Origin of the sequence: Flavobacterium panacis (assembly GCF_024649945.1) — a bacterium.
Classification (GTDB): Bacteria; Bacteroidota; Bacteroidia; order Flavobacteriales; family Flavobacteriaceae; genus Flavobacterium; species Flavobacterium panacis.
This window is the reverse complement of sequence record NZ_JANKMS010000010.1, coordinates 63727-79340: the sequence shown is the minus strand read 5'-3', so window position 1 is coordinate 79340 and position 15614 is coordinate 63727. Positions and strand designations below refer to the sequence as shown.

At 34.1% G+C, this 15614-nt stretch carries 14 protein-coding genes; 12 read left to right on the top strand and 2 right to left on the bottom strand.

Going from position 1 to position 15614, the window contains the following annotated elements; all coding sequences use genetic code 11:
- Positions 1 to 127: 127 nt before the first annotated feature.
- A complete protein-coding gene (locus tag NQQ59_RS19875) occupies positions 128 to 1627 on the bottom strand; it encodes a family 43 glycosylhydrolase (protein WP_144216698.1) in 1500 nt (499 codons plus the stop codon).
- A 444-nt stretch (positions 1628 to 2071) separates the two neighbouring features.
- On the opposite strand from NQQ59_RS19875, the gene metG reads away from it, so the two are divergent.
- The 12 genes from metG to NQQ59_RS19815 all read left to right on the top strand — a co-directional run bounded on the left by metG (position 2072) and on the right by NQQ59_RS19815 (position 15046).
- Positions 2072 to 4207, top strand: a complete 2136-nt coding sequence (gene metG / locus NQQ59_RS19870; RefSeq protein WP_144216696.1) for a methionine--tRNA ligase — start codon at positions 2072 to 2074, stop codon at positions 4205 to 4207.
- Between the two features lie 165 nt (positions 4208 to 4372).
- A complete protein-coding gene (locus NQQ59_RS19865) occupies positions 4373 to 4936 on the top strand; it encodes an NfeD family protein (protein WP_186296606.1) in 564 nt (187 codons plus the stop codon).
- Positions 4937 to 4952: 16 nt separating this feature from the next.
- Positions 4953 to 6467 (top strand): flotillin family protein, encoded by a 1515-nt coding sequence (locus tag NQQ59_RS19860; protein WP_144216692.1) that lies wholly within the window; start codon positions 4953 to 4955, stop codon positions 6465 to 6467.
- A gap of 126 nt (positions 6468 to 6593) precedes the next feature.
- The gene (locus NQQ59_RS19855) at positions 6594 to 7481 is read left to right on the top strand and encodes a DMT family transporter (protein WP_144216690.1); all 888 of its coding nucleotides are present in this window, start codon (positions 6594 to 6596) and stop codon (positions 7479 to 7481) included.
- 286 nt (positions 7482 to 7767) lie between these two features.
- Entirely contained in the window at positions 7768 to 8475 is a 708-nt protein-coding gene (locus tag NQQ59_RS19850; RefSeq protein ID WP_144216688.1) for an HAD family hydrolase, read from the top strand.
- Positions 8475 to 9104, top strand: a complete 630-nt coding sequence (locus NQQ59_RS19845; RefSeq protein ID WP_144216686.1) for a chloramphenicol acetyltransferase — start codon at positions 8475 to 8477, stop codon at positions 9102 to 9104. Before NQQ59_RS19850 ends, NQQ59_RS19845 begins: the two co-directional genes overlap by 1 nt.
- Positions 9105 to 9137: 33 nt before the next feature.
- Positions 9138 to 10532, top strand: a complete 1395-nt coding sequence (locus NQQ59_RS19840; protein ID WP_144216684.1) for a hypothetical protein — start codon at positions 9138 to 9140, stop codon at positions 10530 to 10532.
- A gap of 165 nt (positions 10533 to 10697) precedes the next feature.
- Positions 10698 to 11828: an OmpA family protein gene (locus NQQ59_RS19835; protein ID WP_144216682.1), complete on the top strand. Its 1131-nt coding sequence runs from the start codon at positions 10698 to 10700 to the stop codon at positions 11826 to 11828.
- 167 nt (positions 11829 to 11995) lie between these two features.
- Entirely contained in the window at positions 11996 to 13387 is a 1392-nt protein-coding gene (locus NQQ59_RS19830; RefSeq protein WP_257698415.1) for a hypothetical protein, read from the top strand.
- A 95-nt stretch (positions 13388 to 13482) separates the two neighbouring features.
- Complete coding sequence (locus NQQ59_RS19825) at positions 13483 to 14001, top strand: ferritin (RefSeq protein ID WP_144216678.1); 519 nt, start codon at positions 13483 to 13485, stop codon at positions 13999 to 14001.
- Positions 14002 to 14083: 82 nt separating this feature from the next.
- On the top strand, positions 14084 to 14269 hold the full coding sequence (locus NQQ59_RS19820) for a hypothetical protein (RefSeq protein WP_144216676.1): 186 nt from the start codon (positions 14084 to 14086) through the stop codon (positions 14267 to 14269).
- An 81-nt stretch (positions 14270 to 14350) separates the two neighbouring features.
- The gene (locus NQQ59_RS19815) at positions 14351 to 15046 is read left to right on the top strand and encodes a DUF2461 domain-containing protein (RefSeq protein WP_144216674.1); all 696 of its coding nucleotides are present in this window, start codon (positions 14351 to 14353) and stop codon (positions 15044 to 15046) included.
- Between the two features lie 88 nt (positions 15047 to 15134).
- Here NQQ59_RS19815 and NQQ59_RS19810 read toward each other — a convergent pair whose 3' ends face one another.
- Positions 15135 to 15461: a single-stranded DNA-binding protein gene (locus NQQ59_RS19810; protein WP_144216672.1), complete on the bottom strand. Its 327-nt coding sequence runs from the start codon at positions 15459 to 15461 to the stop codon at positions 15135 to 15137.
- Between the last annotated feature and the right edge of the window lie 153 nt (positions 15462 to 15614).

Sequence of the window (15614 nt, the reverse complement as noted above, 5' to 3'; positions counted from 1 at the left end):
TCTCCGCGAGTAACTCCGTTCCTAAAAGACCCCATCTTTGTCGAGCTTCTTATGGAGATTTCTCGTTCCTCGAAATTACAAACCAGAACAAAAATCTTAGTGTCTTTGCGCCTTAGCGGCAAAAAAACTATAGCGTCTTGTAAACAAAGTTTTTAAATTTCACACTTCCTTTTCCTATTGAACAAAGACCAATTCTTAATCCCAAGAAGCCACTCAAAACATTATGATTGTATCCTGAAACTTCTACTGAGTTCTCGATTTTTTTCCAGTCTTTTCCATCAATACTATAAAACATATCAACCGTATTTTTGATGTTTTTTAGTTTCAAAAAGACTTTTCGTTTATGTATATTTTTCTCTGTTGGAAATTGCCATCCTCTCAAATTCGCCAAAATATCGTTCTGATCGGCTAATATTCCTGAGTAATATTTATTATCGTAAAAAAGCGTTAATCCGCCTATGGCATTACCTTCAATTTCCATTTCAACCTCAGCAGAATACGAATGTCCGCCAGGAACAACTACCAACGGAGAACTGTTTCCTACTCCATCGCCTTTTCCTTCAATTGTTAATGTGTTGTTGGCGACTTTAAATCTTGAAGCTTCTACTCCACTATAAAACTTCCATTGTGGTTTTAGAGCCGAACCTCCAAAATTGTCGCTCAAAGAAAATTCGGGAAGCGTTTTTCCTTCTGGTTTTGCAATTGGTTTATCGGTCTGAATGTTATCTGGAATTTTGTACCAACCGTCTTTTGTCCATTCAACTGGTTGCAATAAAGTTTGGCGTCCTAAATTGTAATAATCCTTTTCGTAACCGTGAAAAATCATCCACCATTTTCCGTTTGCATCTTCAAAAACGGTGCTGTGACCTTTAGACCACCAAGTTTCAGAACTGCTGTTCGTTCTCACAATCGGATTATGAGGCGAGTTTTCCCAAGGTCCAAAAGGCGATTTTGATCTTGCCGAAATCACCATATGACTTGTCGCTGGGCCCGCAGTTCCGCCTTCGGCAACCGTCAAATAATAATATTCTCCACGTTTAAATAATTTCGGGCCTTCCATACAAAAACATTCAATACTCCATTCGCGCGGAATTTTCCAACCATCATAAACATGTTTTAATTCGCTCGTTACCGAAAGTCCGTCTTTAGATAAAGCGACATAACCGCCATTACTGAAATACAAAAACCTATTTCCTTTATCGTCTGTAACATGTCCGGGATCAATATTTCCGATTTTCAAATCTATAGGTTCGCTCCACGGACCATTTATAGAATCTGCTGTTACAACAAAATTGGTATTATTCGCAGGGAAATAGATGTAATATTTGTTGTTGTATTTGATTAAATCTGGCGCCCAAACTGCTCCAACGTATTTGTGAAGCGCATTGGTTACAGGTTCCCAATTCATTAAATCGGTCGAATGCCAAATTAAAAGTCCAGGATAATAATCGAAAGAAGAATGCACGACATAATAATCTTTTCCGTCGCGCAGCAAACTCGGATCTGGATAATCGCCCGCAAAAATTGGATTGGAATAGTGTCCTTGCTTTAGACTTTCTGCCGACTGCGATTGAGAATAACCGTAAAACGAAAACAGTACTAAAAAGGTTAGATATATTTTTTTCATGTTTTGATATTTTTCTCAAATATAGTCAAAAAGACCATAAGGTTTTGATTGAGGAGAATTTTTGTAATTGTTACGCAGAGATGCGCGGAGGAATTCGCAGAGATGCGCAAATTTTTTTATAGTGCTCGCAAAGACGCGAAGTCGCAAAGTTTTATTTTAAGCCAACAGTAACCGCGCTATTTGTCATTTCGACGAAGGAGAAATCTCCGCGAATAACTCCGTTCCTAAAAGAGCCAATCTTTATCGAGCTTCTTGCGGAGATTTCTCCTTCGTCGAAATGACAAACTGATGCGAAAAAACTTTGCGCCCTTGCGACTTTGCGAGATTAAATTTCACTTCTTTCAAAAAAATCTTTGCGAATCTCTGCGAAAAACCTCTGTGAATCTCTGTGTAATATTAAAATCTCAATTCTATTGCTTATTTTTGCACTCTAAAATTCATATAATGACACAGAATCCAAAGAGATATACGATCACGGCGGCATTGCCTTACACCAACGGACCTATTCATATTGGTCACTTGGCGGGGGTTTATGTGCCTGCAGATATATATTCGAGATATTTAAGATTGCAAGGAAAAGATGTAGCATTTATTTGCGGGAGCGATGAACATGGGGTTGCAATCTCTATGAAAGCCAAAAAAGAAGGAATTACACCACAGCAGGTTATTGATAAATACGATGGAATTATCCGTAAATCGTTTGAAGATTTCGGAATTTCATTCAACAATTATTCAAGAACTTCGGCGAAAATTCATCATGATACGGCTTCGGAATTCTTTAGAACATTATATGATAAAGGAGATTTTATCGAAGAAGTTACAGAACAATTGTACGATGCAAAAGCAAATCAGTTTTTGGCAGATCGTTTTGTGGTAGGTACTTGTCCGAAATGTGATAATCCGGAAGCTTATGGAGATCAATGCGAAAAATGCGGATCTACTTTGAATGCGACAGATTTGATCAATCCAAAATCTACAATTACTGGAGAAACTCCTATTCTTAAAGAAACAAAACACTGGTTTTTACCTTTAGACAGATATTCTGATTTCTTAACTGAGTGGATTTTAGTTGGACATAAAAACGACTGGAAAACCAATGTTTATGGTCAAGTAAAATCTTGGATTGACGCAGGATTAGAACCTCGCGCCGTAACTCGTGACTTAGATTGGGGAATTGATGTTCCAGTTGAAGGTGCTGAAGGCAAAAAACTTTATGTTTGGTTTGATGCGCCAATTGGATACATTTCTTCTACAAAAGAATGGGCAGCGCGCGAAGGAAAAGATTGGGAACCATATTGGAAAGATGAAGAAACAAAATTGGTTCACTTTATCGGAAAAGACAATATTGTTTTCCACTGTATCATTTTCCCAGCGATGTTAAAAGCGGAAGGAAGCTATATTTTACCAGACAACGTTCCAGCAAATGAGTTCTTGAACTTGGAAGGAAACAAACTTTCGACTTCTAAAAACTGGGCGGTTTGGTTACACGAATATTTAGAAGAGTTTCCAGACAAGCAAGATGTTTTGCGTTACGCTTTAACATCAAATGCGCCTGAAACAAAAGATAACGATTTTACTTGGAAAGATTTCCAAGCGAGAAATAATAACGAATTGGTTGCTGTATTTGGAAACTTCGTAAATCGTGTGGTGGTTTTAACCAACAAATATTACGATGGCGTTATTCCAACTCCAAACGAATTTACAAAAATTGACGAAGCGACTTTAAACGAATTAAAAGCGTATCCAGCTGTAATTGCAAGTTCGGTGGAGCGTTACAGATTCCGTGAAGCTTTGGGCGAATTGATGAATGTGGCTCGTTTAGGAAATAAATATTTAGCAGACGAAGAGCCTTGGAAAGTAATGAAAGACAATCCAGAGCGTGTAAAAACTCAAATGTATGTGGCATTGCAAATTGCTGCTGCATTGAGCGTTTTAGCTGAACCATTTTTACCTTTTACAGCGGCTAAATTGTCCAAAATTTTGAATCTAAGTGATTTGAAAGAACACTTTAAAGGATTCAGTAAATATTTGCAATTGAATCATCCTGGATCGACAGATGTTGTTTTGGATAAAACGTTAGGATGGAATGATATTTCTGAAAACTCAGATTTAATTCCTGCTGGACATAAAATTGGTGAAGCAGAATTGCTTTTTGCTAAAATCGAAGACGAAGAAATACAAAAACAAATAGATAAATTGGAAGCAACAAAAACAGCTAATTTGGCTGAAAACAAACAAGCTGAACCACAAAAAGATTTAATTCAGTTTGAGGATTTCGCGAAAATGGATATTCGTATTGGAACTATTCTTGAAGCTGAAAAAATGCCAAAAGCAAACAAACTTTTAGTTCTTAAAGTAGATACAGGAATCGATGTTCGCACCATTGTTTCAGGAATTGCTGAGAGTTTTTCTCCAGAAGAAATCATCGGAAAACGTGTTTCTGTATTAGCGAATTTAGCTCCAAGAGCTTTACGCGGTGTTGAAAGTCAAGGAATGATCTTGATGACAACCAATGCAGAAGGAAAGTTGGTTTTCGTAAATCCAGATGCTGATGCGCCAAATGGGGCGACTGTGAACTAAATTTCACACATTACATAACATGAAGCGTGAATCGATTGAATTTCTCAATTGATTCACGCTTTTTTCATTCTACAAATAGCTGTACATACATTTTTCTTTAAAATTAGTTTTCTTACAAAAAAAATGAGATATTAGCGCCAGAAGTTATTCGAAAAACCGACAATTATGGAAGTATTAGAAAGTTTACCTACGTTGCTTAAATCTTTTTGGTATATCGCTATTCCAACAAGTTTAATTTTTCTTATTCAAACCATTATTACCTTTTCGGGTCTAGATATTGCCGATGGTTTTGATACCGATTTTGATGCACATCTGCATGACGGAGGCGATTTTCAGTTCTTTTCATTAAGAAACCTAATCAATTTTCTTTTAGGATTTAGCTGGACTGGAATTTCGTTCTATTCTACAATTGGCGAACAGCCTTGGTTTCTCATTACGCTCGCTTTTGTTGTTGGAGTTTTCTTTGTTCTTCTGTTTTTCTTCGTGATTAAACAAGTACAAAAACTAGCTGAAGACAATTCTTTTAAAATTACCAATACACTCGATAAAACTGCAGAAGTTTATTTGACCATTCCAGAAAATAAAACTGGAAAAGGCAAAATTATGATTAGCGTAAACGGCGCTTTTCACGAGTTGGAAGCCATGACCGAAAACAATAGAATTCCATCTGGAAGTGCTGTAAAAGTAATCAAAATCGAAAACAATATTTTAATCGTAGAAACCATATAACATAAATACAATGATAATGAACCCAATTATTTTGATTGCAGTTGCGGCAATCGTTTTATTCGTAACCATTTCAGCATTAATCTCGAGGTACAAACGTTGTCCTTCAGATAAAATTTTAGTTATTTACGGTCGTACCGGCGGAACCTCAGCACGATGTGTTCATGGTGGAGGTGCTTTTATCTGGCCCGTAATTCAAGATTATTCTTTTCTAGATTTAAAACCGCTTTCTATCGAAGCGAATCTGACAAATGCCTTAAGCCGTCAGAATATTAGAGTCGATGTACCTTGTCGATTTACCATTGCCATTTCTACAGAATCTGACAGTATGAATACGGCTGCTGAAAGATTACTAGGTTTATCATCTGAACAAGTTCAAGAGCTTGCAAAAGATATTTTGTTTGGTCAATTGCGTTTGGTTATCGCTACCATGACTATTGAAGAAATCAACTCAGATCGTGATAAATTCTTAGATAATATTTCTAAAAACGTTGATAGTGAATTGAAAAAGATTGGTCTTAAATTGATCAACGTAAACGTTACTGATATTAGAGACGAATCTGGTTATATCGAAGCTTTAGGAAAAGAAGCGGCTGCAAAAGCCATCAACGAAGCGAAAATTAGTGTTGCTGAACAGGAAAAAATCGGGGAAATTGGTAAAGCTCTTGCCGATAGAGAAAAAGATACTCAAATCGCAGAAACACATAGAGATCGTGACGTAAAAATTGCGATTACTCAGAAAGATAAAGAAATTAGTATTGCAACTGCTTCTAAAGACGAAACCATTGGTAAAGCAGAAGCACAAAGAGATACAAGGGTAAAAACTTCTGAAGCTAATGCCATTGCGATTCAAGGAGAAAACGAAGCGAAAATTGCCATTGCAAATTCTGAAGCTATTCGTAGAGAAAGAGAAGCAGAATCTTTGCGTATTGCAATAGCAGCAGAAAAAGTACAGCAAGCAAAAGCATTAGAAGAATCATATCTTGCAGAGCAAAAAGCCGAGTTGGCTCGTTCTGAAAGAGAGCGTTCTACACAAATTGCCAACATTGTAGTTCCTGCAGAAATTGCCAAACAAAGAGCCATTATCGAAGCACAAGCTGCTGCAGAAACCATCAGAGAAAATGCAAAAGGAGAAGCTGATGCTATTTTCGCTAAAATGGAAGCAGAAGCAAAAGGTTTATTTGAAATCTTAACCAAACAAGCAGAAGGTTACAAAGATGTTGTGTCTGCAGCAGGCGGCGATCCAACCAAAGCATTCCAACTTTTATTATTGGAGAAACTTCCTGAACTGGTTAAAACTCAAGTCGAAGCGGTTAAAAACATCAAAATTGACAAAATCACGGTTTGGGATTCTGGTAATGGTCAGGGCGAAAATGGTTCTACAGCCAACTTTGTTTCTGGAATGATGAAAACGGTTCCACCATTAAATGACTTATTCAATATGGCAGGATTAAATCTTCCAACGTATTTAAAAGGCGAAGATGTTGCTCCTGAAGTTCCTCCAACTGTACAAGTAGAAGAAACCAAAGAGTAAAAAAACTTCTTTTTAAAATAAAAAAGCGCGAACCGATTAAGATTTTTAATTGATTCGCGCTTTTTGCTTTCAAAATAGTGACTTTCTAAACTATCTTTGAAAAATAATTTACGAATAAAATTCATAATGAAAATTACCAAACCAAGATTAGCTTTAATTGCTGGAATACTTTGTATTTCAATCTTTCCAATCTTGGTAAAATTACGTTTAACTCCAGGGTTAATTTCGGCATTTTACCGAATGGCTTTTGCAGTTACTTTACTTTTACCTTATGTCATTGTTACAGGAAATTTTAAACTTCCAAAACCAAAATTTTTGATTTTAGCAGCACTTTGTGGTGTTATATTCTCGTCGGATGTTGCTGTTTGGAATATCGCCATTCAGGAATCGAGCGCGACACAAGCTTCACTTTTAACGAATTTATCTCCGGTTTGGGTTGGAATTGGCTCCTTTTTCTTTTTGAAAGTTCGTCCAGCCACTAATTTTTGGATCGGAACTGTAGTTTCACTTTTCGGAATGATCACTTTGGTTGGCTTTGAATTTTTTGTCGATCTCAACTTTGACAAAGCGTTTCTTTTTGCAGTTTTATCCGGGATCTTATATTCGATTTATCTTTTAATCAGCAAAAATGTTTTATCGCAGGTTGATGTTCTTTCGTTTATGACGATTAGTTTAATGTCTTCCAGTATTTATTTGGGAATTTTATGCTATTCGCAAAACGAACCTTTTACTGGTTTTACAGATGCTGGCTGGTTTGTCTTGGTTTTACAAGCTGTAATTTGTCAATTGTGTGCGTGGCTTTCAATCAGTTACGCAACACAGCACATGCGCGCGACCAGAGTTTCATTGAGTTTGTTAAGTCAAGCTGTAATTACCTCGATTTTGGCTTGGTTGTTTTTGGAAGAAAAAATAACTTTACAAATGGTTTTCGGCGGAATCGTTCTCCTTTTCGGAATCCGAATTACTTTTTACGATAAAACGATTTCTTTGAAAAGGTTATTTTCTAAAGATTAAGATTAAAAGTTTCACGCAGATTTGAACAGATTTGAGCAGATTTATTTTTAAAAATCCTAGAAATCATTTTATCCCGATAGCTATCGGGAGTGGCTAAAAAGGTTTCCCGCAGATTTGGCAGATTAAGCAGATTTATTTTTTATCTTAACAGAAAAAATTCGTGAAATTACTTCTCCAGATTTCAAAATAATTTATCTCATTAGCTATCAAATAAAAAATTCGTGACTCGAGCGATAGCGAACAGATGAAATAATTCGTGGCTAATAAAACTTGAAACAAAAAAACTATGTTACATAAAACTAAAATACCAAACCTAAAAGTAATCGCCTTTGATGCCGATGATACTTTGTTTGTAAACGAGCCTTATTTTCAAGAAACCGAACATAAATTTTGTGCTTTGATGGAAGATTATCTTTCGCATCAAGGCATTTCACAAGAATTATTCAAAATTGAAATTGCCAATCTGCCATTGTACGGATACGGAATCAAAGGTTATATTCTTTCGATGATCGAAGCGGCAATGAATATTTCAAACAATACTATTCCCGTTGAAGTGATTGAAAAAATCATTCAATATGGAAAAGAATTATTGGAGAAACCAATCGAACTTTTAGATGGAATCGAAGAAACTCTCGAAGCCTTAAAAGGAAAATACAAATTGGTTGTTGCCACAAAAGGAGATTTAAAAGATCAGCACAGCAAATTGCATCGTTCTGGATTGGGTCATTATTTTCATCATATCGAAGTAATGTCAGACAAACAAGAAATTGATTATCAAAAACTGTTGGGTCGTTTAGACATTCAAGCGCATGAGTTTTTGATGATCGGAAATTCACTAAAATCAGATGTTCTTCCAGTTTTAGGAATTGGCGGTTATGCTGTTCATATTCCGTTTCACACTACTTGGGAACACGAAAAAATTAATCATACCATAGAACACGAGCATTTTAGTTCATTTGAAACTATTGCAGAAGTGGTTCCGAATTTATTATAATGAAAACACTTTTAGACTTAGAAAACTGGAATAGAAAAGAGCATTTTGCACATTTTAAACAAATGGAAGAACCTTTCTTTGGTGCAACCGTAGAAATCGATTGTACCAAAGCCTATCAAACGGCCAAAAGTTTCAACAGTTCTTTTTTCATTTTCTATTTACACAAAACTTTAACTGCGGTAAACGCAATTGAAAATTTTAAATATCGAATTTCAGGAGATCAGATTTACATTAATGAACGTGTTGATGCTTCGGCAACAATTGGCCGTGAAGATGGTACTTTTGGTTTTTCATTAATTGAATATCATCCTGATTTTAAAACATTCGAACAAAATGCATTAGCAGAAATCGAGCGTATTCAAAACACAACTGGACTTTTCACCAGATCATTTGATGATGACAATTTGATTCATTTTTCGGCGATTCCGTGGTTGAACTTTACATCGCTTACACATGCAAGAAGTTTTACCTATCCAGACAGCTGTCCTAAAGTTTCATTTGGCAAAATGATGGTTTCTGAAACAGGAAAAAGAACCATGTCAATGGCTGTTTATGTTCATCATGGTTTAATGGACGGAATGCATTTAGGACAATTTGTAGATCTTTTTCAAGAGCTTATGAATCAATAAATTAAATGGAATAATTTTTGTTCAAAAAAACACATGAAACAAATCTTCCTTTTTTTGGCTGTAATCTGTAGTACTGTTTCGATAAGTCAAACAGTACTAACTTCTTATCCAATAGATTTAAAAACATCAAAGGAAGAATGTGAAACTTTAAATGCAGAAAACACCATTACACATGATGTTTTTGTTTTTATAGCATCGCTCAATAATTTTACGATTCTCAAATACAATAGTGCTCTCTTCCTGAACGATCAGTTTGTGGCTACACGCCAATATGTCGAAAACAGATCAATCATGGGATATAGCTTCAGTGAAGATGGTAATCCGACCGTTTACTGGTTTTCGGCTGTAGAAAAGAACATCATTGTCATCAAGTATTATTTTGAAACTAAAACCACAAAAGCATTAAAATTTACTTTTCCTTCTGAAAATCAATCTATTATTGCACAATATCAAAAAGACAACAATTTCTATTTGATTCTGAAATACAAAGACAAACAGGCATTAACCGCATATACTTTTAAAAACGGAATTGCCGACGAGAAGTTTCTAGATTTCTCTTCTTTTACGTTTAGAGATCGAAAAACCCAGCAGAAAACCTTCAATCAGATTTTAAATGAAAACCCGATTGAGAAAATGGATTCCGGAGAATACAATCCATTGTATCGGGTTGTGGCAAAAAGCAAATTATATACGCTTCCAAATCGTTTAATTTTGACCTTAGACCAAAGTCCTAGAAAAACTCAACTTTTTGATATTAATTTAGAAAATTCTGAGATTAAAGAAAAGACATTTATAAAGCCTTTAGGTCAGAAAAACCCAAGAACTTCCAATTCTTATTACCACGAAAACAAACTGTATCAGCTCACTGTAAATTCAAATGAGCTTTTATTTGACGTGAAAGATTACGATTCTGGTGAAGTTTTAAAATCGTTTAATGTGACGAAAAAAGATACCATTCGCTTTAACAATTCACCACTTTTGATGCAGATTGAAAACCGAAAACCTAAAGTAATCAAGAAAACCGCCAGCTTTATAAAAGAATTAGCATCTGTTGATGCAGGACTTTCGGTATTCAAAAACAAAAAGAATCTTTTTATCACTTTAGGAGGTTCCGGTAGTAGTTCAAGAACCGTATCTATGAATGGTTTTAATATGTTTGATGATTCTTTTGGAGATTTTCCGTCCAGCAATTACAGTATAGACAGCAATTATTCTGTATTTTTTGAAAGCGTGTGGACTAAAAAACTGGAATTAACCACCGAAACTCATGAACCTTTTGCAACAGACAAAATGTATTATTTTATAGATAATCATCGAGAAATATTTTTTCCGAACATTCTAAAGCTAAGCAATTATTCGATCTTGGGGTATTACGATACAATTGCAAAAGAATATGTTTTACGCAAATTTACAGACGGATTTGATTAAATATTTCATTATGAATCAATTACCAAAAAACACCTCATTCCCTCCTTATTTTTACTTAAAAACTACCTCGTAAATTATCCTATTATAGCATTTTTCTGACTTATAGGGGAAGAATTTACTTATATTTTATTGTTGTTTTGAGCCAAATTTAAAACCTCAATAAAAATGAAAAAAGTTGTCATGACTTTAGCATTTGCTCTTGCGTTGACAGGAGTTCATGCACAAACAGAAAGCAACAGTGGATTCAACAAATGGTCTGTAGAATTTGCTGGAGGATTAACTAAACCTCAAAGGCCTTTTTCTTCAGGTTATTCAACAGATACTCCAAGTCCTTGGGTTGGTGATCTGGGAGTTCGCTACATGTTTAACAACAAATTTGGTTTAAAGGTTGACTTCGGATATAATAGTTTTACCGGGAAAAAAAATTCTATCGATTTTGATTCAAAATACTACAGAGTAGATTTACAAGCTGTTGCCAACTTAGGTCGTATCATGAATTTCGAAACCTGGACTAAAACTTTTGGTTTATTAGGACATGCTGGTTTTGGTTATGCGCAATTAAGAAGCGATAATTTTAAAGGCGCCGATGAAATAGGCAATTTTATTGCTGGTGTTACTGGACAAATAAGATTATCGAACAGAGTTGCTTTAACAGGTGATTTTTCTACTATTTTGAATGCTACACAAGATCATACTTTTGATGGAACGTTTGTGGAGAATAGAGGTTTTTCGGGATTAATCTTTAACGGAACAGTTGGTTTAAACATTTACTTAGGTAAAAACACAAAACATGCTGACTGGGTTGTAACTGATAACAACACTAACTATGCTGATATTTCTGCCTTAGAAAACAAAGTATCAGAACTTGAAGAACAAATCAAGAAAATACCTTCAAAGAAAGAAGTTGTAATCGAAAAACAAACTCCTGCACAAGCTGTTGATAATGATTTGATCAAAAAAATGATTAATGACAAATATTACAGCGTGTACTTTGATTTTAATAAAACAACTCCAATAGAAAACTCGACTGCTGCTATTGATGTTGTTTTAAATTATCTAAGACGAAATCCATCTGCCACTCTTGATCTTATAGGATATGCCGATCAGGTTGGAAAAGCAGAGTACAATGAAAAACTATCAAACACAAGAGCAAATAATGTAAAAACTATTTTTGAAAAAGCTGGAATTGCTTCTTCTCGTTTGAATGTTATTGCAAATGGTGCAGATACATCAATTCAAAAAGATTCTGATGAAGCAAGAAGATTAGCAAGAAGAGTTACATTTTTAGTAAAATAATTCCTTTTTTTAATTACAAATAAAAAGTCCTTAAGAAAGTTTCTTAAGGACTTTTTTGTTTAACTTTCAGTTAATATAATGGAATAAAATTTGATAGATATTTCTCTATGAAAAAACTGCTACTCCTCTTGCTTTTGTGTTCTAAGACAGTTCTGTTTAGTCAAACAGTGCTAAATTCTTTACCATTAAATCTGAACTTTCTAGGAAAAACTCAGATTTTAAATGCTCAAGATGAAAAAACCAAGGATATTTATATTTTTACTTGGGACAATAAAAACGTAAATATTTTAAAATACAATACGTCTTTATTCCTTACAAATCAATTTACAGATTCTATAAAACATGAAATTAGCCGAGATTTAATTGGTTACAGTATAGATGAGCATAAACAACCATCGCTTTACTGGAATTCCAATAATGATAAAAACATTTTAATCACAACTTATAATCTCGATAACAAAACCTCAGAATCCTTAAAGTTTGATTTTCCTAAAAATCACGAGTATATTATTAGCTGTTTCCAACAACTTAACAAGTTTTATATTCTGGCAAAAGAAAAAGATTTTGAGCATCTGCTTCTTTACAAATTCGAAGATGGAAAATGCGAAATTAAAATGTTTGATTTTTCATCATTTATTTTCAAGAATGAAAGGAATGTACAGATTTCTTTCAATGCACTTATTAAATATTTCCCGATAAACAAAATCGACCCAAATATTTACACTCCTATAGAATTGGCTTCAAGCATAAGCAAAATGTATGTTGTTCAAGACCATATTATTTTGACATTCGATAATACACTTACCAAAACACAAGCTTTCGACCTTAATATTAAAACTGGTGATTTAAAAGAAAAAACTTTTGATCTGCCTGCTTCAGGAACTCCATTCCGAACAACGAATTCATTTTATAGTGATAATAAAATATTCCAAGTGAAGGCAAATAGAGAATTCATTCTGTTTGAAATCAAAGATTTTGATTCCGGAAAGGGCATTAAGAATTATTCATTCTCAAAAAATGATACGATTCCTTTTATGAACTCACCTTTTATAATACAAATTGATAACAATTCTCCTCGTCAATTAAAAAACACTGAAAAATTCCTGAAAAATATAAACGGACTTCCTGCTGGTATTTCTATTTTTAAAAACCACCAAAACAGTTTTATCACTTTTAGCGGTTTTGGAGAATATTCCGATTTTTATTTTTCATTTAATTCTTCAACAGATTTTGGCGAACGCACTCCATATTCGCTAACTAAAGCCGTTTACTTTGATGCTATGTTAAACGAAAACTTAAACTTCACAAGAGATCATCAATCAAGGCCTTTGGCTATTGACAACTTATTTTACTATTTAAATAGCAATAAAGACATCAGAATATATGATGTATTAAGATTGAAAGATTATTATGTTTTGAGTTATTTCGAAAGTGGCTCTCAACAATTTTTAATGCGAAAATTTACGGATGGCATGATGATCCAAGACAATGGAAATCCAATTATGAACAAATCTCAATTCTCGAAACCGTTCACTTTTGGCGATATAAAATCACATTAACTTTAATAAAAGTTAATCAAAATGTGTAATGTTTTCGCGGTTTTCAAAAAGTGATTTGGATTATTTTTTCTAATTTTACAAAAAAGACACATATTATGCTATCAAAAAATATTGAATCAGCTTTAAATAAGCAAATCAGAATAGAAGCAGAATCTTCACAAACGTATCTTTCAATGGCTTGTTGGGCGGAAGTACAAGGATTAGAAGGAATTGCTCAATTTATGTACACACAGTCAGATGAAGAGCGTGCACATATGCTTAAATTGGTTAAATATGTAAATGAACGTGGTGGACATGCTCAGGTTACAGATCTTAAAGCGCCAAAAACAACCTATTCTACTTTCAAAGAAATGTTTGAGGAACTTTACAATCACGAACTTTTTGTTTCTCAATCGATTAACGAATTAGTGCATATTACTTTTGAAGAAAGAGATTATGCAAGTCATAATTTCTTACAATGGTACGTTTCGGAACAAATCGAAGAAGAAGCTACAGCAAAATCAATTCTGGATAAAATCAATTTAATTGGTGATGATAAAGGCGGACTTTACTTGTTTGACCGTGATATTCAGCAATTAACAGTTACAAGTTCAATTGCTATCAATCCAAAATAAAAAAAGTTAAAGTTTATTTAGAATACTTAAAAATTACTTTTTTGATTTATATTTGTCTCTGTTTTTATAATACAGAGGAAAATTGGGCAAGAAAGAAAAAGACAAGGACAAGAAAAAGGATAAAAAAGACAAAAAAAATAAAGTTATCCTTGAGAAAATTAAGAAGATTGAAAACTGTAAATCTTCTTGTTGTGAGAAATACAAAAAAAGCGAAAAGAAGCGTTGCTCACGTTGTCCTATGTTTGATTTATTCAAAAAAACGGCTTAACAAAATATAGAAAAACCCATCAGATTTCTCTGGTGGGTTTTTTAGTTTTAAATTGCAGTCTCTTTCGATTTTAAATTCATTATGGAAAACAATATTACAATCCCTAAATCAAGTCTTGATTTCTTGGTTCAGCTAAAAGAAAACAACAATAAACCTTGGTTTGAAGCTAATAAACCTCAATATTTAATCGAGTTAAATCATATTGAAAACTTTGCAGGCGCTTTGCTAAAAGAACTTTCTAAAACAGATGTTTTAGAAAATACTTCGGGCAAGAAAAGCGTTTACAGAATCTATCGTGATATTCGATTTTCTAAAGACAAAACTCCCTTTAAAGATTATTGGGGTGGCAGTTTTACTCGCGCAACCGCAGCAAGACGTGGCGGTTATTATTTTCACCTCGAAAAAGGAGGAAACAGTTTTTTCGCAGGAGCTTTCTGGGGACCAAGCGCTGCGGATTTAAAAAGATTAAGAGCCGAATTTGCCCAAGATCCCGAAACCTTTCAAAAAATACTAAATTCAAAAACTTTCAAAAGTAACTTTGGAACTTTGCAAGGCGAACAACTCAAAACAAAACCAAAAGGTTTCGATATTGATCATCCCGCTATCGATTTACTTCGTTACAAACAATTTCTAGTCATAAAACGCTTTACAGATGAAGAAGTTTTAAGTCCGAATTTTTTAGAAATGGCTTTGGATGCTTTTAAAAACATGAGACCTTTTTTTGATTATATGAGTGAAGTGCTTACGACGGATATAAATGGCGCTTCAATTCTATAACTATATTGCATTATAAAAGTTAAACCCGACAGGTTTTTAAAAATCTGTCGGGTTTAATTGTATTTCGTGGCGTTTAGTCAAAGATTATTTATAGCAACAAAATCTCGTTTACAACAACTTCTGTAATGTATTTTCGCTCTCCATTTTTGTCTTCATAACTTCTGTGCGTCAACTTTCCGTCAACAGCAACTTCTTTTCCTTTTGAGACAAACTTTTCGATAATTTCTGCCGTTTTACCCCAAGCTGTTACTCGATGCCATTCGGTTTGTTCTACCTTATCTCCTTTTTCGTTTCTGTAAACATCGTGGGTAGCGATTGTTAAATGCGCTAGTTTTTTACCGCTTTCTAATGTTTTGATTTCTGGATCATTCCCTACGTTCCCGATTAACTGTACTCTGTTTTTCATTGCATTCATGGCGTATATTATTTTAAGGTTATATAAATTGAAATTATTCGTCAACTTCAACGATGCAAAGATGAGAAATCCCTTAAACGACAGTCGGTTATTAACTATTTACTATCGACTGTAACTATTTGTAAGCGTTTGTAAATGGAAATCTTTTTTTGT

Excerpts from the sequence above, each read along its gene's own strand:
- NQQ59_RS19850 (WP_144216688.1), top strand. The coding sequence starts at position 7,768 with ATGTTACATAAAACTAAAATACCAAACCTAAAAGTAATCGCCTTTGAT.
- NQQ59_RS19835 (WP_144216682.1), top strand. The coding sequence starts at position 10,698 with ATGAAAAAAGTTGTCATGACTTTAGCATTTGCTCTTGCGTTGACAGGA.
- NQQ59_RS19840 (WP_144216684.1), top strand. The coding sequence starts at position 9,138 with ATGAAACAAATCTTCCTTTTTTTGGCTGTAATCTGTAGTACTGTTTCG.
- NQQ59_RS19875 (WP_144216698.1), bottom strand. The coding sequence starts at position 1,627 with ATGAAAAAAATATATCTAACCTTTTTAGTACTGTTTTCGTTTTACGGT.
- NQQ59_RS19855 (WP_144216690.1), top strand. The coding sequence starts at position 6,594 with ATGAAAATTACCAAACCAAGATTAGCTTTAATTGCTGGAATACTTTGT.
- NQQ59_RS19815 (WP_144216674.1), top strand. The coding sequence starts at position 14,351 with ATGGAAAACAATATTACAATCCCTAAATCAAGTCTTGATTTCTTGGTT.
- NQQ59_RS19810 (WP_144216672.1), bottom strand. The coding sequence starts at position 15,461 with ATGAATGCAATGAAAAACAGAGTACAGTTAATCGGGAACGTAGGGAAT.
- NQQ59_RS19845 (WP_144216686.1), top strand. The coding sequence starts at position 8,475 with ATGAAAACACTTTTAGACTTAGAAAACTGGAATAGAAAAGAGCATTTT.
- metG (WP_144216696.1), top strand. The coding sequence starts at position 2,072 with ATGACACAGAATCCAAAGAGATATACGATCACGGCGGCATTGCCTTAC.
- NQQ59_RS19825 (WP_144216678.1), top strand. The coding sequence starts at position 13,483 with ATGCTATCAAAAAATATTGAATCAGCTTTAAATAAGCAAATCAGAATA.
- NQQ59_RS19860 (WP_144216692.1), top strand. The coding sequence starts at position 4,953 with ATGAACCCAATTATTTTGATTGCAGTTGCGGCAATCGTTTTATTCGTA.
- NQQ59_RS19865 (WP_186296606.1), top strand. The coding sequence starts at position 4,373 with ATGGAAGTATTAGAAAGTTTACCTACGTTGCTTAAATCTTTTTGGTAT.